The following is a 24,574-nucleotide window of genomic DNA, read 5'->3' as shown; positions in this document are numbered from 1 at the left end:
GAGAAAAAATGAAATATCAAGAGAGTAAAAGTAACAATATTTTTAAATATTGTAGTTTTTCCCTTAGTACCGCGTAACCTTTTGCCTTATGGCTTTTCACGGTAGAGACGGCAATTCCCAGCTCTTGAGCGATCTCTTCGTTTGATTTTTCCTCTAGCGTGAGCAACAATACTTTTTGCTCCATTTCCGTGAGGTGGCTGATTTCTTGATGAATGACATGGAATATTTCTTCTTTCATGACAGTCTCGTGCATAAAACTTTCGCTTTCTAAGTACTGAAGGTTCTCTGCGAGATATTTATTTTGCACTTGTTGATGACGAATTAGGTTTAGACACGTATTACGGATTGATTTGTAGAAAAAAGCTCTTATGGCTATTAAATTGTCGAAATCATTTCGGGTATTCCAGTATTTTAGAAAAACATCATGTACCACGTCCTTGCATTCTTCTTCGGAAGGCAACAAATTGTTCGCAAAAGAGACAAATAGGGCAAAATACTCTTCATAAAAGCTTTTTAGTGTTCTCTCTTTTCCGTTTTTTAATTCTTCAACCAAAAGCTGATCATGGTTTTTCATACACATACACGTTATACGTGTACAAATATAGGATATTTTTGATTGGATCAACATATTTTAAAATGTATTTTTGTCCTTGATGAATTATATAGAATGGAACATAGATCCCGTTGCGTTTTGGGTAGGAGGAATCCCTGTCATGTATTACAGTTTGCTGTTGATTGCGGGGACCGTGGCGTCCGTGTGGATACTGAAACGTGTTTACCGGGAAAACGGGATACCGTGGGAGCATCTCCAGATACTCGTGATGCTGAGTATTGCCGGCTTGTTTCTAGGGGCACGTTTGGGCCATTGCCTGATTTACGAGTACGCGTATTATTTCGCACATCCATTGGAAATTTTGCTCCCGATACGGGTTAAGTCGGATGGAAGTGTTATTTTTTCCGGTTATCAGGGAATGGCCAGTCATGGAGGGCTTGTCGGGTGGATGATTGCCATGGTGATTTATTCCCGGATAACGGGTGAGAACGTGTTACGGACACTTGACACGATTGCTCTCGTTTTACCTTTAGCGGCGGGGTGTATTCGTTTGGGAAACTTGGCCAATTCCGAGATTATCGGAATCGAAACCAACGTGTCATGGGCTTTTGTTTTCGAACAGATAGATTCGGTACCCCGTCATCCGGCTCAAATTTATGAAGCCTTGGTCTATTTCTTTATTTTCGGGATAAATTTGTTGCTTTACCGACGAATCGGGTTGAAGTGTTATCGGGGAGTACTTTTAGGGAATACCCTTGTCTGGGTTTTCGTGGCTCGTTTTTTGATTGAATTTGTCAAGGAAAGGCAAGTCCCTTTCGAGGATCAAATGACCTTGGACGTGGGACAGGTGTTGAGTATTCCGTTTATCTTATTGGGTCTATTCCTGTTGATTCGCAGGTTTAAGTGTAAAAAGAATACGACACGGTGATTCATGTAACGTGTGTAAATCGTGTTTTGTTCCTGTGAAAGAAATGTTTATTGGGAGTTGTTATTAGATATGGCTATTATTATGTGATCATGCTGTTATTATAAATGTAACCAAATCATTCTATATACTAATAAATGTCTATTTTTTGTTATTGTGATAGGAGGGGAATAGGGGAGGAATGGGAGCGGAATGGGAGCGGCTCGCAATATGGTTCGTGTATGATTGAAATTTAGTAATGATAATTTACATGAATTTGTGAAAATTTAGGATTGAACTCGACTGAAGTTATCTTACTATGATGGTCTACCCCCTTCAAGGGGCTTTCCTAAAAGTCATTTTTCAAACTCCCTCCCGGCTTCGCCGTACTCCCTCTATAAACAGAGGGAGAGCTAAAATACTCCCTGCCTTCGGGAAGAGTCACCAGCTACTCCTTTGTTCTCCCTCCCCATCCCCCTTCAGGGTACTTCCCCTCAGGCAGGGGAAGAAAGAGGTGGCACGGAGTGACGGAGGAGTTTTTGAAATAAAATGACTTTTAGGACACCCCAGCTAATTTCCAAATGGTTACCGCTTTTAATAAGCTAACCGTACGTTATCTACCCAAAGTTTATTTCCCACGGTTCCAATGTAAGCCTCCCCGTAACTAGAGGATACACGCAAGAACAAATGGGTGGGTTTGTCGTCCGTATCTCCCCAACCTACTTCTTCCACGGGTACGGATTTACCTTTGCTGTTGATACAGTATAGAGATTGTTCTTTGGGGATTAATTGCATATAGGATTTACTACCGGGCTGATTTGCCGGGTCCCCGTAAAGAATATTCAATCTGTGGTTGTTTTTCCAGTCGGGAGTGTTTTCGGAAAGGCGTTCTATGGCTGTACCGATCCGTTTGGCATACACGTTACCATTCTCGTCTTCCCAACGTTTTTGAAGGATCACGTATACTTCGGCGGAATCCCGTCCCGCCACGTCAACAATTTTACTGAAACCGGTTGCTTTGATCCGGTGATCTGTTCCCGGGGTCTCCATTTTGTAGTCAAATACAACTGCGTTTGGGGTTTCCGTGAAAGGAATTCCGGCGTTCAGTTTACTTTGCGGGTTCTTCGTGTCCTTGATCGGTTCGTGCATCTGTCCCAGGTAAATAGTACCCGGTACAAGTACGGTGATGTTCACGATACCCAGTACTTTACATTTCTCCATGAGCGTTTCGACACGTACACAATAGCCGTCATCTCTTTTCTCCGGGAAAACAGAGATACTGCATTTCGTGACTCCACTGACTTTTGCCATGACGTTAGAAGTTCTCCACGGGGAAACCGTGGAACTGATATAGGGTTTGTCTCCTCGAATAGTGTCTACCGGGGCAACCTCGTAAAGGGTTTTCGTGTTACCACCAATGACAAATGATTCATCAATGATGCGTACCATCCAGCTATTGAAGTCCCCGAATGGGATTAATTTTTCATTTTCTTTTTCTGTCGTTTGTGCCATGGATATAACGCTTGTTCCCAGAATAATTCCTAGGCATAGCGTTTTTATAGTATTACGTGTAAATTGTTTCATATCAATTGATTTTCTTCTGTCTTGAATACTTTTATTACGATAAAATGACTTTAAGGTTTTATGCAAGAAACATGCCAGTGTTAATAATCGTGTTGAATAATGTAAATAATGTTGCTAACGTGTTTATTCTTAATGTGAAAATGAGAATGTTAAATAATAAAGAGTATCTTTGACTGTCTTAAATACTTTTATATATGATGATGAAAAAATTAAACATTGGGAATCTCTCAATCTCAGTTCCCATTGTACAAGGTGGTATGGGTGTTGGTATATCACTTTCCGGATTGGCGTCTGCGGTGGCAAATGAGGGAGGAGTTGGTGTGATTTCCAGTGCCGGATTAGGTTTGTTATATCGGAATTTATCCAAAGATTATATTCAGGCTAGTATCATGGGTTTGAAGGAAGAACTTCGTAAAGCTCGTGAGAAAACAAAGGGTGTGATTGGCGTGAATGTTATGGTTGCTATGTCTAATTTCGCGGATATGGTGAAGACTGCGATTGCTGAGAAAGCGGATATTATTTTCTCCGGAGCGGGATTGCCGTTGAATTTGCCGAGTTTCTTGCAAAAGGATAGCGTGACCAAGTTGGTTCCGATCGTTTCTTCTGCGCGTGCGGCAAGAGTTATTGCCGAGAAGTGGCATAATTTGTATAATTACCTGCCGGATGCGTTTGTCGTGGAAGGACCGAAAGCGGGGGGACACCTCGGGTTCAAAGATGAACAAATCAATGACGAGCATTTTTCGTTGGAACATATTTTGCCGGAAGTGATTGACGAGGTGAAGGATATTGAAACACATTACGGGAAAAATATTCCGGTAATCGTGGCCGGAGGAATTTACACGGGTGAAGATATTAAACGTTTTATGGATATGGGAGCTGCCGGGGTACAGATGGGTACTCGTTTCGTGACTACGGAAGAATGTGACGCATCCGATATTTTCAAACAGACTTATATCGAGGCAAAACAGGAAGATATACAGATTATCAAAAGTCCGGTGGGAATGCCGGGACGGGCGATATTCAGCAAATTTATCCAAAAGGTGAAGGAAGGGCAGAAACAGCCCAAAACGTGTATGTGCAAGTGTATCAAAACGTGTGATATAAGCAAGAGTCCTTATTGTATCATTGCGGCTTTGTACAACGCTTTCAAGGGAAATATGGATAACGGTTACGCTTTTGCCGGGGCGAATGCTTTCCGGGCCACGAAGATTGTTTCCGTGAAAGAGACTTTCCGTTCTTTATTGGACGAGTTTAATCGTGCTATCAATAAATAGTATAATCGGGAGTGTCAAAGAACCTTTGACACTCCCGATTATATTATTTATTGAGTTTATAAGGTTTATAAAGTTGAAGGTTCATAAGGTTTGCAGACCCCTGTGGGACATTTTGCTTACGGTAGCTAGAGCTGCCGAATCTAAAATCATAAATCTAAAATTATTAGATTCTCCACCAGATACTATACACGGCGAAAGCGGCAATCGTGAGTAATCCCGTGTAAATAATGATTGACGTGTGTTGCATGTGGGATGGGTGTTTTACGAGTTTACGATCTAGATGAAATTTTAGCCCGTTGGCAATGCTATCCACCCGAAGACAGAAACGGTATATTCCATAAGTGACGGCTCCCACGGCAAACCCGACAACTGTTCCGAAAAGTAGATCTCCGGGATAATGTACTCCCACGTACACCCTCGTGTAACAAGTTACAATTGCCCATAGCATAAAGAATGTAGTTAAGGCTCTGTTCTTGAACAGTAACATCATGAAACAAGCTAATGCGAACGTGTTAGCTGCGTGGCAGGAGGGGAATCCGAATTTTCCGCCTCGCTTTCCATTGACTAAATGTACCATGTCTGCAATATCCGGGTTGCGTGATGGTCGAGGACGTTCGAATATAGGGCGCAGGATGGAACTACATGTTTGGTCTGCCAATGCTATAAGCAAAGCGAACATCAAAGTAGTGAAAATGACCATGCGGATATTCATGTTTTTGTACAAAACGTACAGGATGGACGCATAAAGAGGAATCCATACAAGTTTACTTGTGAATATGTACATGAAGGAATCCAAATAAGGGGTGTGCATTCCGTTTAAGGCAAGAAATACCGTACGATCTAGTGCTTGTAGTGATTCTAACATGGAATTTGAATCTATAAGTTTAAATAAATAATGTTCAACCGCTATTTGAGGGGATGATTGAAGAGCAAATATATCATTTTTCGGTATATTTGCAAAATTGTTCTGCGAAATGGTAAAACTCCTCCGTCAGCTTCGCTGCCACCTCCTCTATAAACAGAGGAGGAGTTTTTGCTCTTGCCAAAGATGGGGAGTATTTCAACTCTCCCTCTATTTATAAAGGGAGTACGGCAAAGCCGGGAGGGAGTTTGAATGTGGAATTGAATGAATAACAAATAGTAAATCGGCAGGTGCCGGATCTTTAAATTTTGATGAGTTTATGGTAATATTTCCGAATGCAAAGATTAATATAGGGTTGTTTGTCACGGAGAAGAGATCGGATGGATTTCATAACCTAGAAACTGTTTTTTATCCGATTGATCTTCGGGATATACTGGAAATCACGGAAGTGAAGGGTGAGAAAGGGCGTTGCGTTTTTACTTCCACGGGAATCCCGATAGATTGCCCGCCGGAAAAAAACTTGGTGAGTAAGGCATACGCTATTCTGGCAGCCGAGTACGATTTGTCCTCGGTGGATGTGCATTTGCATAAGATCATACCGTATGGTGCCGGACTGGGTGGTGGTTCTGCCGATGCCGCTTTTATGCTGGTTGGGTTGAATCAGCTTTTTTCCTTGGGGTTGAACGAGGAACAATTAATGGGATATGCAGCTAGGGTGGGAAGTGATTGTCCTTTTTTCGTTTTGAATCATCCCGTGTTTGCTTTTGGGAAAGGCGAGTTGATGGAAACAATAGATTTGTCATTAAAGGACTATCATATGGTACTTGTGAAACCGAATCGGGGAGTTTCTACTCCCGAGGCATACCGGGGAATAACGCCTCGTGCGGCCTCTTTTGATTTACGAGAATTGGGAAAATTGCCGGTAGAACAATGGACCGGAGTGGTTGTGAATGATTTTGAAAATTCCGTGATTCCTAAAGTCCCGGAAATAGAAGAAGTAAAGAATATATTACGGGATCTGGGTGCGATTTATGTTTCCATGACTGGAAGTGGATCAGCCGTTTACGGGTTGTTCCGTCATCCTGTGGAGGCAGAAAAGGCGTTTCCGGAATATTTCGTGTGGCAAAGCGAGTGAATGAGTTTATAGCTTTACTGTTAAATATAAAATGACTAGAGGGTGTGTCAAAAGTCATTTTATCCTCAAAAAACTCCTCCGTCACTTCGTGCCACCTCCTCTATAAACAGAGGAGGAGCTGGTGACTCTTCCCGAAGACAGGAAGTATTTCAACTCTCCCTCTGTTTATAGAGGGAGTACCCCGAAGGGGGGAGGGAGTTTGAAAAATGACTTTTGACACACCCTCTAGTTTGTTAGCCTCTCCCCACGAATGCGTATACAAATGAAGAGATGCCGGCAAAGATGAAACTAAGGCCGGTCCAGATGATGATATTGAAAATTCCGAACAGGGGATAAAAGACGATCATGAAGGAAAAGAACAAGGTGATGATTCCCGCTATGAATATCCATCCCCATCCCCTGATTTTTAGCGATGACATCTGTAATGATTCGGCAATGTAATCAATGCTTTTGAACATGAGGATAAAGCCGACGATGTAAGGAAGTATGTCTTCCGTGATGATCGGGTGGATTAACAGGATAAAACCGATAATCAGGTCAAGTAACCCGATGAACAATCCCCATCCCCAATGCCGGGAATTACCGCCTGCAAAAGCGTTCATGATTTCACTGATTCCGATAACAATGATAACGATACTGAAATACATAGCCAGTCCGAAATAAGATGCCACCGGATGCCGGATGATGCCGACACCAAAAACGAATAACACGATACCCAGGATAAGATATAACCATCTGAATCCTTTGGGACCGGTAGATGTTGTTGCACTTGTTGTAGTCATTTCTCTGATATTTTTTAAGTTTAGTTTATTTCTTTATATGTGAAATGCATTCAAAAAGTTGTTATTTTGTCATTAAAAATAAATAACCAAATGCCGGGAAATACGTTTCAGAGTATAAAAGAGCGATGATGAGAAAAATTATATTATTCTTGATGTTGTTTTTAGTAAACTACATGATTATGGCACAAAAGAAAGAGTTGACAGCGGATGAAAAACAAGTGATTATTTATAAGGGGACGGAGAGACCTTTCACGGGTAAATATTATGATTTTAAAGCGAAAGGGACATACGTTTGCAAACAATGCGGGAGCCCGCTTTACCGTTCGGAGGATAAGTTTGATTCCCGGTGCGGGTGGCCGAGTTTTGATGATGAGATTCCGGGAGCGGTGAAACGGGTACCGGATGCTGATGGGAGGCGGACGGAGATTGTCTGCGCTCATTGTGGAGCGCACTTGGGACACGTGTTCACGGGTGAGGGACTTACCCCAAAGAATACCCGTCATTGTGTGAATTCGATTTCGATGGAATTTATTCCTGCCGAAGAATTGAAAATAGACACGGCTATTTTTGCCGGGGGATGTTTCTGGGGAGTGGAGTATTACATGAAAAAGGCACCCGGCGTGCTTGCCGTTGAGTCCGGGTACATTGGTGGAAAAGTGGAAGATCCGTCTTACGAGGAAGTATGTGAGGGAAACACGGGACACGTGGAGGCGGTACGAGTGTTGTTTGATACATCGAAGACTGATTACGAGACGTTGACAAAGTTGTTTTTCGAGATACATGATCCCACGCAACAAGATCACCAAGGTCCGGATTACGGGGAGCAATACCGTTCGGAAATTTTCTACAATAGTCCGGAACAGAAGGCCGTAGCTGAAAAGCTGATACAAGAGTTAAAAGAGAAAGGCTATGCGGTGGTGACCCGGTTAGCTCCGGCTACAACATTTTGGGTGGCAGAGGATTATCATCAGAATTACTATACTAGGAAAAGGACTTTGCCTTATTGTCATGGATATACGAGGCGATTTTGAAAAAATCATGTACCTTTGTTTGGATAAATATTTCAAAGGATAACAGAGAATTTATTTATATAAAAGAAAGGAATTGAATCATGAAAATTGCAGTACCAACAAGAGAAAACGTTGTTGATGATCATTTTGGACATTGCGCGTATTACACGCTGTTCACGGTAGATGACGATAAAAATATCACGAATACAGAAACACTCCCTTCTCCACAAGGATGCGGTTGTAAATCGAACATAGCTTCTGTGCTGAAAGAAAAAGGGGTTACCGTGATGCTTGCCGGCAGCATGGGTGACGGGGCTTTAAAGGTATTAAGTGACCAAGGAATTAAGGTTTTCCGTGGTTGTAAAGGGGATGTCCGGAAAATAGCGGAAGGTTATTTGAAAGGGTTTATCCTAGATTCCGGCATCGGTTGCCACCATCATCATGAGGGTGGTGAACACCAATGTAGTCATCATAAAGAGGTTGACTAAGAAGTCGTTTTAACTCCCTCCCCCCTTCGGGGTACTCCCTCTATAAACAGAGGGAGAGCTGAAATACTCCCTGTCTTCGGGAGGAGTCACCAGCTCCTCCTCTGTTTATAGAGGAGGTGGCCGAAGGCCGGAGGAGTTTGTTTAACAACAAATAGCACTTTAGTCAGTTTCTTTGTTTATTTTGACAAGAACTTTGTCGATTCGAGCGGCGTCCATATCCACGATTTCAAACTCGAAGTTATACCAGGTCAGTTTCTCTCCGGTCTGTGGTATATGTTCCAAAATCTTTAATATCAGTCCACTTAAGGTGTTATAATAGTGATTTGCGTACAAACTTTCCATGTCGAAATGGGCCAAGAAGTCATAGAAAGGGCATTGTCCGTCCACGAGATAAGTGCCATCTTCCCGTTGCACGATATCCGGTTCTTCCCCAAGTTCCGGCAAGTCTCCGATCAAGGCTTTCAGAATATCTTGTAAGGTAACAATACCTTCGATACTTCCGAATTCATCTGTGACCAGCCCATATTTTATATGTCCTTGTTTTAAGTGCTCCATAGCGTTGTACACGCTTTGATTCTGAGGAAAATATTGGGGAGGACGAACGATAGATTTCAAGTTAAAATCCGGAGCCTCCATTCTTCCGAAGAGGTCTTTTAGAAAAACAATTCCGACGATATTGTCCAGCTTCGTGTCTGCCACTGGGTAGATCGTGTGAAGATGTGCGTTTACCGTTTCTCGTAGAGTCTCGTTGCTGTCTTGTATGTTCAGCCAGATGAGATCACTCCGGTGTGTCATGATAGAGCCGAGATCCCGGTCACCGAGATTAAACACCCGTTCCACGATGTCTTGCTCCACTTCTTGAATCTCGCCTTCGGCGGTACTTTCTTGGATGATTGCTTTAATTTCCTCTTCCGTGATTTTGTTCTCTCCCGATTTATTCAATCCCAATAGTCTCATCATGAATGACGTGCTGGCAGAGAGTAACCACACGAAAGGTGAGGCTATACGGGAAAGAATATCCATTGGGGCGGCAATTAACTTTGCCATTCTTTCCGCGGCAACCATTCCTATGCGTTTGGGCACGAGTTCTCCGAAAATCAGCGTGAGATAAGTCACGACGATCACGATGAGCGTTTTGGATATTAGTAACGCGTGAGGTTGCAACATCTCTATTTTTTCCACCCATACGGCCAAGTCTCCAGCGAGGGCTTGCCCGGAATAAAGACCGGTAAGGATACCGATTAACGTGATTCCGATCTGTATGGTCGAGAGGAATCGATCCGGTTGATTCGCTAATTTTAATGCTCTTTGTGCGGATTTGTTCCCGCTTTTGGCTTCTGTTTCAAGACGGGATTTACGGGCAGAGACCATCGCTATTTCAGACATGGCGAGTACCCCGTTTAAAATGATAAGTCCTATGATGATTAGAAATTCCATATATTAATTTTAGATTTTAGATTTTAAATTTTAGATTTCCACCCACAAGGCCAGCGCTTCTTAATTTCCTACTTTTAGTTTTTAGTTTTTATCTTTTAGTTTTTAGATTTCCTAACTCCCTCCCCCTTCGGGTACTCCCTCTATAAACAGAGGGAGAGTTGAATTACTATCCCACTTTGGGAAGAGTTACCAGCTCCTCCTCTGTTTATAGAGGAGGTGGCAGCGTAGCTGACGGAGGAGTTGTTTTTTCCATTCTAAATTTTAAACTTTAAATTCTATTTGTTTTGGCCTTATGATTAGTAGTGAGGGTAACTTTGCAAAAAGTTCCTGATCTTTTGACAACTTTTCGCAAGTGGTATAACTCATCACTAGTAAGGTTTCTTTATTTTCAATAAAAGTGTTCATGGTTAATGGTTTGTCCAGTACAAATTTATGTGGATCAATTTGAACGAAATCATTCATGATTCTGGATTCTAGTTGTTTATCCACCTGTCCGTTGATAAAGCAAATCCGAATGGTCATGCTTTGTTCGCCCAACCGGGTTCTGGCGTAGTTGAAGAGAAACAAATCGTCTTCACTATCAACAAGAAGTAAGATATTGGAAGCCTGCGTGAAACCTCTGTTCACGAAGATTCCCACGGAACAATCCACGTGATCCATGATAGATTCCAGTTTTTGCCGGAGTAGTGTTCCCGGTAAATGTAACGGGCGATCTTTTAATTGTTTCAGCCAGCGGGCGATCGTGGTGAATCTTTTACCCAGTTTTCCGGGGGCCGTGCTATTGTCTTGCATGAATTGCTGTCCTGCTCCGACGAACAGGTAGTCCACGTGTTCTTTCTTGGCCACGTGAATCATTTCCTGAATGAGTTTGTCGGTTACCTGATAACGTTCGTCTACCTGTAAATTCAGATGTCGAGCCTCTTCCCGAAGGGGGATAAAGCTCTCTTCTGCAAACTCTTCCGCTTTGGCAGGATTTAAGTCTGTTCCCAGCGTGAAGTGGGTGGCTATAAGTTGACTGTTTTGCAGGCGATGTCCCAGTAAAAGATCGGCCATACCCAGTAAGGTTCTACCGGTTTCGGGACGACCAAAGGAGAGCAAGACTTTCTCGTGGTGATGGGCTTTTTCCTCTTGTTTGGCAAATATCTTTTCCACGAGCGACAACATGGGGGTTGCCATGAACGTGGTCAATAAAGACATGATCAATAACACCACGAACATTTGGGCAGAAAGGATTCCCATCTCGAACCCGATGTTCAGGGCCACGAGTTGCATAAGTCCCCGTGTGTTCATCAGCGTACCGACGATAAGACTATCTTTCCAGTTTTCGCCTACAGCCCGTGCAGCCAGCGTACACCCCCCAAACTTCCCGGCAATGGCTACCACGATGAACAGTAAGCACACGCCCCATAGCTCCGGTGTGTTAATCAAACCGATTTCCGTGTGTAATCCCGAAAAGGCAAAGAATAGGGGAAGGAAGAATACTAAAGAAATGTCTTCCACCTTTTCCATCATGACTTTACGGAACCCGATGTTCGTGGGCATGACCACCCCGGCGATAAATGCCCCGAAAAGGGCATGAATACCGATGATTTCTGTCGCTACCGACGAAAGTACGAGGAAGAGGAATATGAATCCCACGAAGGTCTTGTTGATGACTTCCGAGTTGGCATAAATATCCCCGATTTTACGCAGAAACGGGCGCATGACCATAAACATGAAGGCGATATAGACGAGCGTTAAGGCAATGGTGTAGAGGGCGCTGACGAAACTTCCCGCTTTAGCTAAGGCAATCACGATGGCCAGTAAACACCATGCGGTGACGTCATCATTGGCTGCCGAGGCTATGGATAACATCCCGACAGGGCTTTTTGTCATATTACGTTCCTGCACGATCCGGGCCAACACGGGGAAGGCCGTGATACTCATGCTTATCCCGATGAACATGGCAAAAGGTAAAAATTCCGCTTGCTGTGCCCCGTAGTCCGCGTATACCCAGATGGCAGCTACCACTCCTAGAAAAAAGGGAACCACGATTCCAGCATGACTGATGACTAGTGTTTCGTTTAGTTTGTCTTTTATGACACTGAAATCTAATTCCAGTCCGATGACAAACATAAACAGAACTAACCCGATTTGGCTTAACAGGTTCAAGTTCATCAGTGATTCGGGAGGGAATAGTGCGGCAGAGAATTCCGGAAAGAAATATCCCAGCAACGAAGGTCCCAAGACGATCCCGGCCACGATTTCACCCATAACACCGGGTTGCCCGATGTATTTGAAAAGGAACGAGAATATACGGACGGTGATCAAAATCACGATGATTTGTAACAACAAAATCGTTAGTGAGTTTGTCAGGTTGTCGGAAATGATTCGTTTGAATAGTTCAAATGAACTCATTTCTGTGCTTACCGTACTACTGACTTCTGAATGATCGATATGTTGACCCGTGCAAAGTGCAAAGTAAATCAAAGCACAGAAGACGGTCATCATGCCGAGATATATCCAGTAGTTTGTGTTATTCCTTTTCATGATCCCCGATGATTTTTACACTACTTTCTGTTTTTCATTCGTTTGAACGCCCTGAATATTTCTCCCACCCAAAGTACGAGGGACGTGGCAAGCGTGATCCAGATCCATTCGGTCCACGTCAACGGGATGGTTCTGAAAACAGAACCACCGAAGTTGACCACGAGCACCTGTCCCACGATAATGGCCATTCCCACGGTAAGGAAACCTTCGCTTTTGAATATATCCTTAAAGGCGGAATCATTTGTTCCGAAAGTCTTCGCGTTGAACATGTTCCAGAACTGTAACATCACGAATACCGTGAAGAAGATCGTCAGGTTACGAAGTCCTTCCGGTGTTCCGGCCTCAATACCTCCGGCATAGTTGGAGAGTACATATAGCAAGCCGAGTAGGATAACCACGAACGTGATTCCGGTGGCTAATATCAGTCGCTGCATTTGCGGGACGATGATAAAGGCATTCGAGTTTCTCGGCTTCCGTTTCATCACTTCCGGGCTAGGCGGGAGTGAGGCTAAAGCCCCGGCGGCAAACGTGTCCATGATGAGGTTTACCCACAACATCTGTGTCACCGTGATGGGGAGTTCCGAACCGAACAAAGAGCCTAGTAATACAATAATCAAGGCTGCCACGTTAATGGTAAGCTGGAACAGGATAAATCGTTGAATATTCTGATACACAGATCGTCCCCACATCACGGCAGAGGTGATGCTACTGAACGAGTCATCTAGCAAGGTAATGTCACTGGCCTCTTTAGCCACGGAGGTTCCGCTACCCATAGATAGACCCACGTGTGCATGATTCAAGGCGGGGGCGTCGTTCGTTCCGTCTCCGGTAACGGCCACGATGGCTTGTTTCTGTTGTAGCAATTGAACGAGGCGTTGTTTGTCCATCGGGCGGGCACGGGACATGATTTTTAAATCCAGTACTCGATCCAAGGCCTCTTTATCGGTTAATTGTGCGAATTCAACTCCCGTGATCACGTTCCGATCGGTATCTTTTTCCGTCCACAGACCGATTTGTCTTCCGATCTCTTTTGCCGTACCCGGTGTATCTCCGGTCACCATTTTCACTTGTATTCCGGCATCAAAACAGCGCCTTACCGCGTCCGGCACGTCCGGGCGGATCGGGTCTGAAATAGCCACGATCCCGAGGAATGTTAATTCCACGTTGTATAAACGTCCGTCTTTAAAATGCGATTCATTGTCCTCGATGACTTGGTAAGCAAAACCCAGTGTCCGCATGGCTTGATTTTGGTATTCCTGCAATTGGTTCTCCACGGTCGTTTTGTAATTGGCGATCGGTTGCCCTTCCCCGTCGATTAACGCGTTCTTACATTGAGCGAAGATGATTTCGGGAGCCCCTTTCACGTATAGGATCTTTTTTCCCATAGCGGGAGAGTCAACCAATGTGGCCATGTATTTCCGTTCCGTGGAAAAGGTTAATTGGTCGATCACCGTGGCATTTTCCCGGAGTTCTTGGTAATTAGCCTGTTGTCCGTTTAACCAGAGTAACAAGGCAGCCTCGGTCGGGTTACCTAGAGTTTTCACTTTGCCCGGATCGGAAAAGTCAAGAAACGCGGTTGTATTCACGGCAATACCCTCTTTTATCAGTCGGGAATTTTCATTATCAGCCAGTTGTTGATCTTTCAGACCGTAGAAGTTTGTTTTGTACACGGTCATCTGGTTTTGGGTCAGGGTTCCCGTTTTATCCGTACAAATAACGGTTGTAGCACCCATCGTTTCGCAAGCGTGCATTTTGCGAACGAGGTTATTGGATTTTAGCATTTTACGCATACTGAGGGCCAAGCTCAAAGTGACGCTCATCGGAAGACCTTCCGGAACAGTCACCACGATCAGGGTAACGGAAGCCATGAATGCCGACAGGATTTTCTTTCCCAGACTTAGCGAGATCCACGCTTGCGGGTCCCAAGGTTTAACCCCGAAGGCCAAACCGATGGCGAGCATGATAACCAATGCCCCTAATCCGTATAGAATCCAACGTACCCAACTTCCTTGCTCTATACTCTTGGGGAGTTCTTTTTCTTTTCCCCGTAGGGCATGAACATCGTATATGACAGGCACCCATACTTTAGCGAGTATGATGATCGCCGCGATAATCAAAGCCCCGATCAGTCCGAGTTGTCCTAATTCCGGGGTAGGGGATGCGGGATTAAAGAAGATGGCTTTAATGAATAGGATGGTGAACGTGACCGCGGCACCGCAGAATCCTACGATCCCGATGAATTTTGCCAGCGAATCCAGCTGTTTGTCGAGTGGGGTAGGTTCTTCGCTTTTTTCCGAAGATTTTTCTGCCACTTTTCCAAATTCCGTGGAGTCTCCCACGGCAAGTACCTGCATGATTCCGTGACCGTCGGAAACGGTTGTTCCTCTCATCACGTGATTGGAAGGATAGGTGGCTTCCAGGTTGAACTCGGATTCGATCACGGTTTTATTGGCGATCGGTTCTCCGGTTAAACTGGATTCGTTCACCTGTAAGGAGATAGCCTCTAGAAGTACCCCGTCGGCGGGGATCTCTTCTCCTTGCTCCAATAGCACGATGTCATCTACAACAATATCCTTTTTAGGGACTTCGTGTACATTACCGTTACGGATAACTTTGATCAACGTGTCGTCATTCACTTGATTCAGCACGTCGAATTTCTTGTTTGCATCCCATACAAACCAGGTGGCAACCCCGGTTGCAAGTAATATGGCCACGGCAATACCGATGGTTTCCGCGATCTCGATGATTCCTTCCGAGAAATACATGGATATGGCGATACCTCCCGAAAGAAATACCGCGACCATTAATATGCGAATGACGGGATCTTCAAAGTTCCCGATAAAAATCTGCCATAAAGAATCCCTTTTAGGGGGAGTTAACACGTTGGCCCCGTGTTTTTCACGACTTTCCAGCACTTGTTTATCCGTGAGGCCTGTGTAGTGTTTACGTGATTCCATGTTATAATTTAAGATTTAATTATTTTTTTTACGTGTTGACCGAATAATAAGATACGTGAAAAAGCCAATTCCAACGATTAACATGACGATGGAAATCTCGGTGAAATACTTTTCCAGTAACTCTTTTCGGGAATATAAAAAATAGCCGACGATAGCCAGTATCAAGTTCCAGATACCACTTCCGGCAGCCGTGTAAAATATAAAGCTGTTTAAAGGCATTTTGACCAATCCGGCCGGAAGGGAAATAAAGCTTCTTACCCCCGGGGTAAGCCTTCCGATCAGCGTGGAACTTTTGCCGTATTTCAAAAAATATTGTTCGGATTTTTCTACTTTTTCTTTTGACATCCGCAAAATCTTTCCCCAGCGTGATTCCGCGAAAGAATAAATGAATTTACGCCCTAACGTGTATGCTAACACGTAGTTGAAGAGGGCGCCTAGAACCGATCCGATTGTGCTGAAAATAACTACCAGCAGGAAATTGAGATCCCCGTTTGCAGCTTTCCAGGCTGCAGGAGGCACGATCAATTCCGCCGGAAAGGGAATGATGGAACTCTCAATGGTCATACATACGAGAACACTCCAGTAGTTCACGTTCTGCATATACCAATCGAGAATAGATTGAAGCCAATCGATCATATGTTGTTTCTAAATTTTTTTAATGTTTTTATTTGCTCTCACTTGTTATAATTATCGTTATGGTTTTGTCATAACAGCAATACTTTCAGCGAGTAGATATAAAAACCTTGACTATGTCGGGTGGTCAGATATTGGATAAAGTGCCGTTCTTTTTTAGCGAAAGACAATTTTATCGGAATATTTTTTCCACTCTGCATATTGTGATGCGAATACACGTTTGTTTTAGGAGTTTTGTTGAGTCCGAAACGTCGCCCGTGAGAGGTTGCGATTCCTTCGTCGGAGCCTAAATGAAGACCTCGTGAGAGGGTGTCATAATGATGGGCAATCTCGTCCGGTTCGGATAGTTGTTCTGTTTGTGTAGGCAATGCTATCTCGTCCTCGTTTCCCTCTGTCTGTAGTCCATTGACTATGAGTAGTAAAGAAAAAATAAAGATAGATATATATACAAAAAACAGCCTTTTCATTATAAAATTATTTACAGGCTCAAAAGTAATATATTTTTTGGATATATATCCAGTCTCGTTTACGCTTTTTCTTATCAATAAATCCGTTTTATTACGTACCTTTGCGGGGAATCAGAAATATTCGGATCATGACGGTAAAAATGATATTAGCTTGTATCGTGGCTCTCTTGGCGTTAGTAAACCCGGTACAGAAAGTTTTAATTGTTACTTCGTTGCAGGAGAGGTTCAGTCCTAAGGAATTGCGGTATATATCCATTAAATCATCTATTACTGCCGCGTTGATTCTGATCTTTTTTCTTTTCTTGGGAGAAGTTACTTTCAGTTACGTGTTCCATGTCGAGTTGTATTCTTTTCAAATCACTTGTGGAGCCGTGTTGATGTATAACGGTCTATCCGGTTTGTTGAAAGGTTTTTTCCTGAAAGTGGACGAGCATATCAAATTAGCCGATCTGACCACGGTACCTATCGCCATTCCAATGATCGCGGGCCCGGCAACCATTACGGCAGCCGTTACGTTTCCCGTTCAATACGGGCGTGAGATCACGATTATAGCCATCTTGATCGCTTTGGTGGTAAATCTGTTTTGTATGTTACAAGCCCGGCGAATCGGGAATTTCTTGATTAAATACAATTTCATGAACCCGTTGATCCGGATTATCGGGTTGATTGTTGCCACGATCGGGTTACAGATGATATTTGACGGAATCACGTTGTTTATAAAGTCGTTGACGGTGTAGTGTATTTGTTGCCCATTTCCTTTCTGGCCAGACGAGTGGCCTCTTGGATAAAGTCGGTTTTGGCCTCGGTGTAGGCATCCCGATCATGTTCATAGCGGAGTTGAAGGTTTTGTTTCAGTTTGCCGTATGATTTTGCCGTTTTCGGGTGGGAACGCAGGTAATCCCGAAAATAGAGTTCGTCCCAATCCCCCGGGAATCTCACGTGAAGATGAACGGCTTGGCCTCGGAAACCTTGAGGGGTATATCCTTTCATGAACATGAGGTGAGGGGCTGGGTTATTAGGCTGCATGTTGCAAATATATCCCGCAGAGATCAGGGCTGTGGTGAGAGACGGGATGTCCGCGTCAGTGGGGATTTCCAATAGAATGTCTATGGTTGGTTTGGCTATTAGACCGGGGACGGATGTACTGCCGATATGATTGATTCTGCTGATGTTTTTTGTCCCAAGAGCTGAAATGATGGTGTCTTTTTCTTGTTCGTAAAACTTTGTCCATTCTGCACGATGTTCGCTTAGGATGATCGGAAATAGAACCCAAAGTTCTTCGTTTGTCATTTTTTGTAAAGGGTTGTTCATTGTGTTAAGGTTTCCAGTCTATAATTCCGTTTGCAGGATGTGTTTTCCGCCAGTTTTGAAAAGCGGAATAATTTTTTATCCCGTCTTGAATGACGGCTTGATAGTACTCGATTCCCATGATTTCTTTGCCGTCGGGAGTCTCGTACTTTAGTTTCAATATGGTTTCCCGGATTTCGGGTGTCAATACCGCTAAGATTCGTTCGGCCACTTGCTCGAAATAGCCGTCATAGTAGGAACCTTTCAGGATGTGAATCATGTCGATTTGCCACAATTCGTAATCGGAATCCTCGTACCACGCGTGCCATTCTATACAATGTTCGTCCGTGTCGATCAGGTTTTTGTATTCGATTCGTTTGATCGCTGGGTTTGCGGCCAGTTGCGTGATTGCTTGGAAACTGATGGCCGGGGTTAATCGCGGGGTATAGACGTGGAAATCTATATCCCGGTGTTTCATCATCAATCCCATTTTTAATGACCCGACAAGATTGATTTCCGCCCCGATGGATTTCCAGATATTGATAATGTCAGTTGCTTGGACTATCTGTTTGGCTCGTTCTGTATTGCGAGCTGCAAGTTGTAATATCGTTTCCATGTGTTCGTGATTGAGAACGCGAAAATAACAATAAACTCTTGGAAAGTGGGTGAGAAGAATAAATTTATTTTTTAACGTAAAATTGGCTTAAATTAACAATGTACTTCCGTGTTTTCCCCTTTTTCCTGCCGGGAAAGGGGCGGGAGGCATGTAAGATGCTGGGGATCTTCGGGGTTCATTAACGACACCTTTTGTAAGTGTTCGATAAGTCTTCGACAAGTGTTCGATAAGTCTTCGATATAAGTCGAACACTTGTTACTCACAATCCGGTAATTTTCCCCAAAAAATGTAAACTTACAGTTAAGGTGCCTTTAAGCATTATTGAAGGTTTATTGAATCATTCAAGCGGAGGTAATATGCACGTGAAAAAAGAAAAGGAGCTGTCCAAAAAGTCAATTTTAAACAACTACCCCCACTAACTCCCCCTTACACAAGGGGAGAAACCGCTTGGTAATCAGCTCTCCCCCTGTGTAAGGGGGAGCTGGAGGGGGTAGTTGGCAAATACAAGCAGGACTTTTTGGACGGCCCCTTTTACTTGTATCTTCTTTTTTATTCATTTTTCATCCCGATATAAAAGACGTAACCGTAGTAACTTTTGTATTTCCGGTAATAGTCGATTTCATCTAATTCCCGTTGTACTAATTGTTGGGCAGGTGTACTGTTTTTATATTTTTCCAAGAAGAGAGGTATGTTTTCTTGCATGGGTTTGTAAAAACAGTCCAACCAACAATATTCAGGTAAAATGAAATGGGCTACCGGGGTGTATCCGGCTTCTTCCATTTTCTTGATTTTATTGGAAATGGTGTCAATTTCGGCATAATTAAAATTCCAGAATTGTTCAATCTCATCCGGTCGGGTATCCGTGAGCCAAGAAACTTCCGAAACGGCGATCATTCCTTCCGGTTTCAGGAATTGTTTCCATTCCCTTAGACCTCTTTCGAATCCGATGTTATAGATGGAGCCTTCCGCCCAGATTAAATTTAGTTCTCCGGGTTCAAAAGGTAGGTTCTCCATGGAAACTGCAATGCCGGAAATCCGGTCGCTGAGTCCATGACGAATGGCACGTTCCTTTAAAAGTGTGATCATCTTCGGGAATAAATCGATCGCCGTGATCTGCCCTTTCGTGTTCTCGGCAAGCGTGATGGTTTGTCCACCGCTGCCGCAACCGATATCGGCAATTTTGGCGTTATCCGATAACTCCCCGATAAAGCTCAAGGCTTGTCGGGTGACTTGTTGACTTCCGGGACCTTGACGGTTTAGACGTGAAAAAAAGTCTACGATCATGTCAAAGTCGAAGTCTGCTACTAATTGTAATTCCTGTTCCATAATTGTGATAAATATATGTGATTATATGGTGAATCCCATGCTTTAGACATAAAGATTCGGATAAAAATTTTGGAGTACCAGTAGGTACTTGAAAATCAAAAGTAAAGTCAATAGAAATAATTTCCGAGTAAGAAACCCGGGTAGGGAAATCCAGCCTGAAAGAATTCGGGCTGTTAGTTACGCATTTATCTTCTTAGAATTTGTTGTTTTCAAAAAGCGATATTTTGTTTGTCGGGACAAAGATAGATTATTTTCTTGAAAATAAACAGATTATTAATTTGATTTATTTTTTAGAGGACAAGTATTGCAAACCCATCGTGATCCAAACGGCAACCACGAATGGGGCAGTTAATGTCGTGATTCCCGCGTATATTCCCATAATTTGTATTCCTGTTGACAGGAGTATGGACAAGGTGGCCCAAACCATACTTTTGAAGGTTCGGTTTCCAAGGGCTATACTGCAAAGTACTCCGTTATATCCGAGTAATCCGGCATTGAATGTCGAAAAATCTGTTGTCAACGGTAAGGCTACCAGCAAAGGCAGAAAGGCTCCCCAAACCGTGTAAACTGCTTGTATCCGGGAATTGACAAGGATACCGATCAAGAAAAGTAATCCGGCAAAAATATTTCCTCCTTGAAACATGACCTGCCCGATGTTCAGGCAGAATGCTTTCGGCAGATGAGCTACAGCCTCGGAAACATGGGGTGTTGCGGGCAATAGGAGAGTGGGGAAAAGGTAAAGGTTCCCCAATAATAGAATCCATACCGTAATGATAAATGGTGCCGTGAAACCCGGAACTGTTCTCTGACGGTTGAATAACCGGGTGATCCCGGTGGAAAGGGCAGAGCCGAATAGTAATAAGAACATGGAACTAATGTTTATTTCCATGAACACCCCGATGGCGATACCAACCAATGTTCCATTAAAACCGTAGAGGCCGTTCCGAATGTCTTCCCGTGAGTATTTACACAGGCAGGCTGTTAATGTGCTAACTATATTTCCTGCTAAAGCGAGTAGTGCCAGTATCCAAGAATTGCAGGCAATCCCGGCTAACATAAGAAGTCCCGACAAGGCGTTATTCTGGAACATCACTTGCCCAATGCCCCGGGCTATGATAAATAGTCCTTCTTTCATAGTGTAACTGACTGAGGTGATATAAACTACTCTTGATGATTTCTAAAATACTCTATCATTTCACTGGTAAGACTAATGTCAGATTCAGAAACCGGAATGTTTTCCCGCTCAAACCATTCGGCCAAGGCCAGTTCCTCCCGGTCAAGCGTGATGCTGTCGTCTCCTTCCACTTCGGCAAAAAAGCCCATTAAAAGCGTGTCGGAGAATGACCACGGTTGACTTTTGTAGTATCTGAGGTTTTTAACGTGTAATCCGACTTCCTCCATGACTTCCCGTTTCACGGTTTCTTCGACGCTTTCCCCGATCTCGGTAAATCCGGCGAGTAAGGCGTAGCGGGTATATTCCCGGTTGGCGTATTTGGATAACAGAATTTTATTCCCGTTCGTGACGGCGATAATCACGGCTGGCATAATTTTCGGGTATTCCGTGTTATTACAAGTCAGGCAATGTAGCATTCGTTCCTTTTCATGGGGAACGAGTTTTGCCCCGCAATGACTACAAAACTGGTGGTTGTCGTACCATTTGTAGAGGCTGTATCCCGTGATGCCTGCAAATGCCAGGTGTCTCGGCTCGCTTGTCCGGAAAAGCCCGATGTCTTTTAGCTCGAATTCCGGTTGTCCTTCCGGGACTTGATGTACCAGGTAAAAACAGTCGTTGTCAATGGCGAATAAATAAATGGCTTTCTCGTAAACACTTTCTTCGATCCCGTTTAATTCTGAAAAACGGGGAAAACGTAGGGTTGCTGAAGCTTTACTTGCCAGAACCATATGCCCGTCGAAATAAAGCGCGTAGCTTGTTGCCTCCGGACGTTTGGGGGCGTAAGCATTTGAAAATATATGGGGCGCTATATCTTGTATCATACCTTATTTATTTTGCCTGTGAATTCGGGCGTCAAAGGTATTAAATTGTTGGATATGACGCTAGTTTTTAAAATGAAAAGTGGCTGTCTAAAAAGTCCATTTTAAACAACTACCCCCACTAACTCCCCCTTACACAGGGGGAGAAACCGCTTGGTAATCAGCTCTCCCCCTGTGTAAGGGGGAGCTGGAGGGGGTAGTTGTCAAATACTGGCAGGACTTTGGGACAGCCACTTTAAGAATAAAAACTTTGTAATTAAGGGTAATTGGCTCCTATTTTACCATCTCGTAATCGATGCCGTTTACATAGTAGATAGAATAGAAGTTTTTATTATGGTTTTTCATCCATTCCCGCATTTGTTGAATACTGTTCTTTTCAGAGTCACAGTGGTCGGCATCCTTGTCTCCTTTAGCCTCTTCTTCTGCAACTTCTTTTTCCCAGTTGTCGATGTATTCCTGTGATAAGCGTTGTTCCTGTAACACCCCGGTCACGACGATTTCGGAGTTAACCAGCTCTTTGTTGAAAGATTGTATGTTACCGCCAGCTTCAACACGGATTGTAAGTTTACCCGTGGAGTCCGCGATAAAACAGCGACGCCCGGAGTGAGAGCAGGTGTGTTTCACGACGCCTTTCAGAACGACCGTATCATTCAGTTGTTCTTCGGCCACGTTCAGAAGACCGTTAACGTCCAAGGCTTTGGAGGCCAAGGATATTTCAGTGGTATTCTCCTGCTTTGTTTTCTTGTTCGTGTTTTTGCATCCCACGATGGAAAGAGTTGCGATACAAGCAATAATAAAAATGAATGTACTTCTTTTCATGACGATATATTTATTTAATGTTATTTTCTTATTCTGGCAAAAAGGCATACAGTAATAAATCCGGCAATTCCCGTGAATAAGGTGATGATTCCCACAAGATATTTCCTGTATGATTTTTCTTTACGATACACGACAAAAGTAACTATTGTCAGTATAATATTCAACAAAAGAGACGGGAAATAATAACCCGAAACCCGGGGGTAGATGTAACTGTTCGTGCTATCTTGAAAGGTTACCGTGAACGGGAACAAGTAAGGTTGTGTTTTGTCCCACGTGGATTCCGGTGCCGGGCGGAACAGGCTGTCCACTTGACGCATACTTTTATTCTCCAAGGCGTAGGTACGTTCCCCGTCCGAAGAAATCTTGGCTACCGTCCAGTAGAACATATTGGCCATGATGGAAACCCGGTCTTTATCGGGATTCACGTCTTCCAACACTTTCACGAGTCGGTACCCGTCCGTGGAAAGATAGTAAAGCGTGTGATTCGTGTCGAACAGGAAGCCATACAGGCTCCGATTGTCAATTTCCATCGGGAACATACAGGAGATGTTACTTGCCTTCGTGTCCTTGACAAAAGGTTTCCCGTTTGTCATTTTTATATGGAAAAGATGTCCCTTGCTATCCAGAGCGAAATATCCTTCATCGTATGATTTCTGGCTCGTGGGAATCCCGGTGACCCACAGTGCGGGGAACGTGAAACCGGCCTTCTCCATTGCTTGCTGGAAACGGGCGGATTTCTGTTCGTCTACCCGGTTAGTGGCCATGTCGATGAATTCGATGTTCTCTTTCAGTCGGAACATATCGCTGGGGTTTTCAAGGTCTACTTTTCCCGAACAGGATTCGAACATGGGGTAGAGTTCTATGACCGGGGTATTTTTATCTTTGGGTTTGTACCAGAAGAAAAAGTTATTCCGGGCTATGGTTTGCCGGTCAACCGGGACCCCTTGGATGGAATCCGGGATGGCGTTTTCCATGGCTAACTGACGATAGTAGAACATGGGTAACACCCGGTCGAATTCCGCATCCGAGTAAACTTTCCCGCTCATGTCTTTTCCTCTCACGTTATCATTGTCCTGATCCAAATAACAGAATTGGTTAATGACAGAACTGTAATAAGTGAACGGGTACCGGGGAGAGGAATCCATGGTTAATTGAACGAGTGACGGGATAATCCATGATAATAGGAAAATGGATAATCCGATATATAGAATCTTTATTTTCATCTGCTTGAAATTTAATGATATTACTGCATTCCTTCTTTAAAGTGACGAATGGAGATTTTGGGGTATAGGGCTAAAAGTATAAGTGTCCCGAACAGGAAGGGGAGCATGTAAATGTAGCTACCCGGTACGCCTTGTACCATGAATAATGACAGGATCAATAACCCGATCACGGCATTATAGATTCGCTGGCTCCACACGGGTTCCAGAATAATCCACGCCGTAAGTAGATAGGATGCGAAACCGCATAATACTTGCGGGAGTATCGTGGCGAACCATGCCCCGACCACTTCTCTCGGGAAATCCGCGGATAGTCCCCACAGGAAACCACCATAGCTGACCGTGAAAAGGAGTAATAGGCATACTATCCCGTAACTTAGCATCAGGCATACGATCCGGTTCTCTCCAAGCGGGAGATGCAGTGTCAGTTTGAAACGTTTCTTCGTCATTTCCGGAATAAACTGGGTAATTCCCATGATGATCCCGGCAAGTAGCGGTAAGACTTTTATCTGGTCCAGCAAAACCACGTTTTTCAGGATAAATACTTCCCACAAGTGTGGCATCCCCACGTTACGGGCGGCACTTGAAATGCGAAGTGCAATGTAGCCCATGGCGAGGATAAATACCACGAACATCAGGAGAAACATCCAACGGGTTTTAATCCATTCTTTGAATAGTAGTGCTTTGTTCATCGTTTTA

At 43.8% G+C, this 24,574-nt stretch carries 23 protein-coding genes; 6 read left to right on the top strand and 17 right to left on the bottom strand.

The genetic code is table 11. The annotated features are described in order from the left end of the window. Positions 1-16: 16 nt before the first annotated feature. Positions 17-574: an RNA polymerase sigma factor gene (locus F1644_RS03215; protein ID WP_158571855.1), complete on the bottom strand. Its 558-nt coding sequence runs from the start codon at positions 572-574 to the stop codon at positions 17-19. Positions 575-653: 79 nt separating this feature from the next. On the opposite strand from F1644_RS03215, the gene lgt reads away from it, so the two are divergent. Beyond that, the gene (gene lgt, locus F1644_RS03210; protein WP_118302076.1) at positions 654-1,481 is read left to right on the top strand and encodes a prolipoprotein diacylglyceryl transferase; all 828 of its coding nucleotides are present in this window, start codon (positions 654-656) and stop codon (positions 1,479-1,481) included. Between the two features lie 570 nt (positions 1,482-2,051). Here lgt and F1644_RS03205 read toward each other — a convergent pair. Continuing rightward, positions 2,052-2,969, bottom strand: coding sequence for a PCMD domain-containing protein (locus F1644_RS03205; RefSeq protein ID WP_370819008.1), 918 nt, complete (start codon positions 2,967-2,969; stop codon positions 2,052-2,054). Between the two features lie 272 nt (positions 2,970-3,241). Here F1644_RS03205 and F1644_RS03200 point away from each other — a divergent pair, with 272 nt between their 5' ends. Continuing rightward, complete coding sequence (locus F1644_RS03200; protein ID WP_118302814.1) at positions 3,242-4,315, top strand: NAD(P)H-dependent flavin oxidoreductase; 1,074 nt, start codon at positions 3,242-3,244, stop codon at positions 4,313-4,315. 163 nt (positions 4,316-4,478) lie between these two features. On the opposite strand, the gene F1644_RS03195 is transcribed toward F1644_RS03200, so the two are convergent. Then, positions 4,479-5,180: a phosphatase PAP2 family protein gene (locus F1644_RS03195; RefSeq protein ID WP_118302079.1), complete on the bottom strand. Its 702-nt coding sequence runs from the start codon at positions 5,178-5,180 to the stop codon at positions 4,479-4,481. Between the two features lie 316 nt (positions 5,181-5,496). Here F1644_RS03195 and ispE point away from each other — a divergent pair, with 316 nt between their 5' ends. Next, entirely contained in the window at positions 5,497-6,312 is an 816-nt protein-coding gene (gene ispE, locus F1644_RS03190; protein WP_118302080.1) for a 4-(cytidine 5'-diphospho)-2-C-methyl-D-erythritol kinase, read from the top strand. Positions 6,313-6,545: 233 nt separating this feature from the next. Here the strand turns inward: ispE and F1644_RS03185 are convergent, their stop codons facing one another. Continuing rightward, a complete protein-coding gene (locus F1644_RS03185; RefSeq protein WP_118302081.1) occupies positions 6,546-7,094 on the bottom strand; it encodes an HdeD family acid-resistance protein in 549 nt (182 codons plus the stop codon). A 128-nt stretch (positions 7,095-7,222) separates the two neighbouring features. Between F1644_RS03185 and F1644_RS03180 the strand changes: the two genes are divergently transcribed. Together F1644_RS03180 and F1644_RS03175 are read left to right on the top strand one after the other, a co-directional pair. Beyond that, a complete protein-coding gene (locus tag F1644_RS03180; RefSeq protein ID WP_118302082.1) occupies positions 7,223-8,125 on the top strand; it encodes a bifunctional methionine sulfoxide reductase B/A protein in 903 nt (300 codons plus the stop codon). 80 nt (positions 8,126-8,205) lie between these two features. Next, a complete protein-coding gene (locus F1644_RS03175; protein WP_118302083.1) occupies positions 8,206-8,592 on the top strand; it encodes a NifB/NifX family molybdenum-iron cluster-binding protein in 387 nt (128 codons plus the stop codon). A 159-nt stretch (positions 8,593-8,751) separates the two neighbouring features. Here F1644_RS03175 and F1644_RS03170 read toward each other — a convergent pair whose 3' ends face one another. The 5 genes from F1644_RS03170 to F1644_RS03150 all read right to left on the bottom strand — a co-directional run bounded on the left by F1644_RS03170 (position 8,752) and on the right by F1644_RS03150 (position 16,615). After that, positions 8,752-10,029, bottom strand: a complete 1,278-nt coding sequence (locus F1644_RS03170; protein WP_118302084.1) for a hemolysin family protein — start codon at positions 10,027-10,029, stop codon at positions 8,752-8,754. Positions 10,030-10,290: 261 nt separating this feature from the next. Beyond that, on the bottom strand, positions 10,291-12,558 hold the full coding sequence (locus tag F1644_RS03165; protein WP_168044567.1) for a cation:proton antiporter: 2,268 nt from the start codon (positions 12,556-12,558) through the stop codon (positions 10,291-10,293). Between the two features lie 20 nt (positions 12,559-12,578). Then, positions 12,579-15,515 carry a calcium-translocating P-type ATPase, PMCA-type gene (locus F1644_RS03160; protein WP_118302086.1) on the bottom strand — a complete coding sequence of 979 codons (2,937 nt, stop codon included), beginning with the start codon at positions 15,513-15,515 and terminating at the stop codon, positions 12,579-12,581. A 15-nt stretch (positions 15,516-15,530) separates the two neighbouring features. Continuing rightward, positions 15,531-16,151: a DedA family protein gene (locus tag F1644_RS03155; RefSeq protein ID WP_087420555.1), complete on the bottom strand. Its 621-nt coding sequence runs from the start codon at positions 16,149-16,151 to the stop codon at positions 15,531-15,533. Between the two features lie 68 nt (positions 16,152-16,219). Beyond that, positions 16,220-16,615, bottom strand: coding sequence for a hypothetical protein (locus F1644_RS03150; protein WP_118302087.1), 396 nt, complete (start codon positions 16,613-16,615; stop codon positions 16,220-16,222). Positions 16,616-16,743: 128 nt separating this feature from the next. Here F1644_RS03150 and F1644_RS03145 point away from each other — a divergent pair, with 128 nt between their 5' ends. After that, positions 16,744-17,352 carry a MarC family protein gene (locus tag F1644_RS03145; RefSeq protein WP_087420553.1) on the top strand — a complete coding sequence of 203 codons (609 nt, stop codon included), beginning with the start codon at positions 16,744-16,746 and terminating at the stop codon, positions 17,350-17,352. Here F1644_RS03145 and F1644_RS03140 read toward each other — a convergent pair. The 8 genes from F1644_RS03140 to F1644_RS03105 form a co-directional block, all read right to left on the bottom strand. Beyond that, positions 17,330-17,905 carry a GrpB family protein gene (locus F1644_RS03140; protein ID WP_209279565.1) on the bottom strand — a complete coding sequence of 192 codons (576 nt, stop codon included), beginning with the start codon at positions 17,903-17,905 and terminating at the stop codon, positions 17,330-17,332. The genes F1644_RS03145 and F1644_RS03140 overlap by 23 nt on opposite strands. A 25-nt stretch (positions 17,906-17,930) precedes the next feature. Continuing rightward, positions 17,931-18,518: a phosphoglycerate mutase family protein gene (locus tag F1644_RS03135; RefSeq protein WP_118302089.1), complete on the bottom strand. Its 588-nt coding sequence runs from the start codon at positions 18,516-18,518 to the stop codon at positions 17,931-17,933. Positions 18,519-19,067: 549 nt separating this feature from the next. After that, positions 19,068-19,844, bottom strand: a complete 777-nt coding sequence (locus F1644_RS03130; RefSeq protein ID WP_118302090.1) for a class I SAM-dependent methyltransferase — start codon at positions 19,842-19,844, stop codon at positions 19,068-19,070. Positions 19,845-20,127: 283 nt separating this feature from the next. Further along, on the bottom strand, positions 20,128-20,979 hold the full coding sequence (locus F1644_RS03125; RefSeq protein ID WP_118302091.1) for an urea transporter: 852 nt from the start codon (positions 20,977-20,979) through the stop codon (positions 20,128-20,130). Between the two features lie 26 nt (positions 20,980-21,005). Continuing rightward, entirely contained in the window at positions 21,006-21,839 is an 834-nt protein-coding gene (gene nudC, locus F1644_RS03120) for an NAD(+) diphosphatase (RefSeq protein ID WP_118302092.1), read from the bottom strand. Between the two features lie 270 nt (positions 21,840-22,109). After that, positions 22,110-22,655, bottom strand: a complete 546-nt coding sequence (locus F1644_RS03115) for a hypothetical protein (protein ID WP_118302093.1) — start codon at positions 22,653-22,655, stop codon at positions 22,110-22,112. Positions 22,656-22,675: 20 nt separating this feature from the next. Then, the gene (locus tag F1644_RS03110; protein ID WP_118302094.1) at positions 22,676-23,878 is read right to left on the bottom strand and encodes a DUF4857 domain-containing protein; all 1,203 of its coding nucleotides are present in this window, start codon (positions 23,876-23,878) and stop codon (positions 22,676-22,678) included. Between the two features lie 20 nt (positions 23,879-23,898). Continuing rightward, complete coding sequence (locus tag F1644_RS03105) at positions 23,899-24,567, bottom strand: hypothetical protein (RefSeq protein WP_118302095.1); 669 nt, start codon at positions 24,565-24,567, stop codon at positions 23,899-23,901. Positions 24,568-24,574 lie beyond the last annotated feature (7 nt).

The organism is Butyricimonas paravirosa (assembly GCF_032878955.1).
Lineage (GTDB): Bacteria > Bacteroidota > Bacteroidia > Bacteroidales > Marinifilaceae > Butyricimonas > Butyricimonas paravirosa.
This window is presented reverse-complemented; position numbering and strand designations above follow the sequence as displayed.

Excerpts from the sequence above, each read along its gene's own strand:
- F1644_RS03140 (WP_209279565.1), bottom strand. The coding sequence starts at position 17,905 with ATGACAAACGAAGAACTTTGGGTTCTATTTCCGATCATCCTAAGCGAA.
- F1644_RS03215 (WP_158571855.1), bottom strand. The coding sequence starts at position 574 with ATGAAAAACCATGATCAGCTTTTGGTTGAAGAATTAAAAAACGGAAAA.
- F1644_RS03105 (WP_118302095.1), bottom strand. The coding sequence starts at position 24,567 with ATGAACAAAGCACTACTATTCAAAGAATGGATTAAAACCCGTTGGATG.
- F1644_RS03115 (WP_118302093.1), bottom strand. The coding sequence starts at position 22,655 with ATGAAAAGAAGTACATTCATTTTTATTATTGCTTGTATCGCAACTCTT.
- F1644_RS03200 (WP_118302814.1), top strand. The coding sequence starts at position 3,242 with ATGAAAAAATTAAACATTGGGAATCTCTCAATCTCAGTTCCCATTGTA.
- F1644_RS03145 (WP_087420553.1), top strand. The coding sequence starts at position 16,744 with ATGACGGTAAAAATGATATTAGCTTGTATCGTGGCTCTCTTGGCGTTA.
- F1644_RS03135 (WP_118302089.1), bottom strand. The coding sequence starts at position 18,518 with ATGGAAACGATATTACAACTTGCAGCTCGCAATACAGAACGAGCCAAA.
- F1644_RS03130 (WP_118302090.1), bottom strand. The coding sequence starts at position 19,844 with ATGGAACAGGAATTACAATTAGTAGCAGACTTCGACTTTGACATGATC.
- F1644_RS03125 (WP_118302091.1), bottom strand. The coding sequence starts at position 20,979 with ATGAAAGAAGGACTATTTATCATAGCCCGGGGCATTGGGCAAGTGATG.
- F1644_RS03185 (WP_118302081.1), bottom strand. The coding sequence starts at position 7,094 with ATGACTACAACAAGTGCAACAACATCTACCGGTCCCAAAGGATTCAGA.
- F1644_RS03165 (WP_168044567.1), bottom strand. The coding sequence starts at position 12,558 with ATGAAAAGGAATAACACAAACTACTGGATATATCTCGGCATGATGACC.
- F1644_RS03205 (WP_370819008.1), bottom strand. The coding sequence starts at position 2,969 with ATGGCACAAACGACAGAAAAAGAAAATGAAAAATTAATCCCATTCGGG.
- F1644_RS03170 (WP_118302084.1), bottom strand. The coding sequence starts at position 10,029 with ATGGAATTTCTAATCATCATAGGACTTATCATTTTAAACGGGGTACTC.
- nudC (WP_118302092.1), bottom strand. The coding sequence starts at position 21,839 with ATGATACAAGATATAGCGCCCCATATATTTTCAAATGCTTACGCCCCC.
- F1644_RS03180 (WP_118302082.1), top strand. The coding sequence starts at position 7,223 with ATGAGAAAAATTATATTATTCTTGATGTTGTTTTTAGTAAACTACATG.
- F1644_RS03195 (WP_118302079.1), bottom strand. The coding sequence starts at position 5,180 with ATGTTAGAATCACTACAAGCACTAGATCGTACGGTATTTCTTGCCTTA.
- F1644_RS03150 (WP_118302087.1), bottom strand. The coding sequence starts at position 16,615 with ATGAAAAGGCTGTTTTTTGTATATATATCTATCTTTATTTTTTCTTTA.
- F1644_RS03155 (WP_087420555.1), bottom strand. The coding sequence starts at position 16,151 with ATGATCGATTGGCTTCAATCTATTCTCGATTGGTATATGCAGAACGTG.
- lgt (WP_118302076.1), top strand. The coding sequence starts at position 654 with ATGAATTATATAGAATGGAACATAGATCCCGTTGCGTTTTGGGTAGGA.
- F1644_RS03110 (WP_118302094.1), bottom strand. The coding sequence starts at position 23,878 with ATGAAAATAAAGATTCTATATATCGGATTATCCATTTTCCTATTATCA.
- F1644_RS03175 (WP_118302083.1), top strand. The coding sequence starts at position 8,206 with ATGAAAATTGCAGTACCAACAAGAGAAAACGTTGTTGATGATCATTTT.
- F1644_RS03160 (WP_118302086.1), bottom strand. The coding sequence starts at position 15,515 with ATGGAATCACGTAAACACTACACAGGCCTCACGGATAAACAAGTGCTG.
- ispE (WP_118302080.1), top strand. The coding sequence starts at position 5,497 with ATGGTAATATTTCCGAATGCAAAGATTAATATAGGGTTGTTTGTCACG.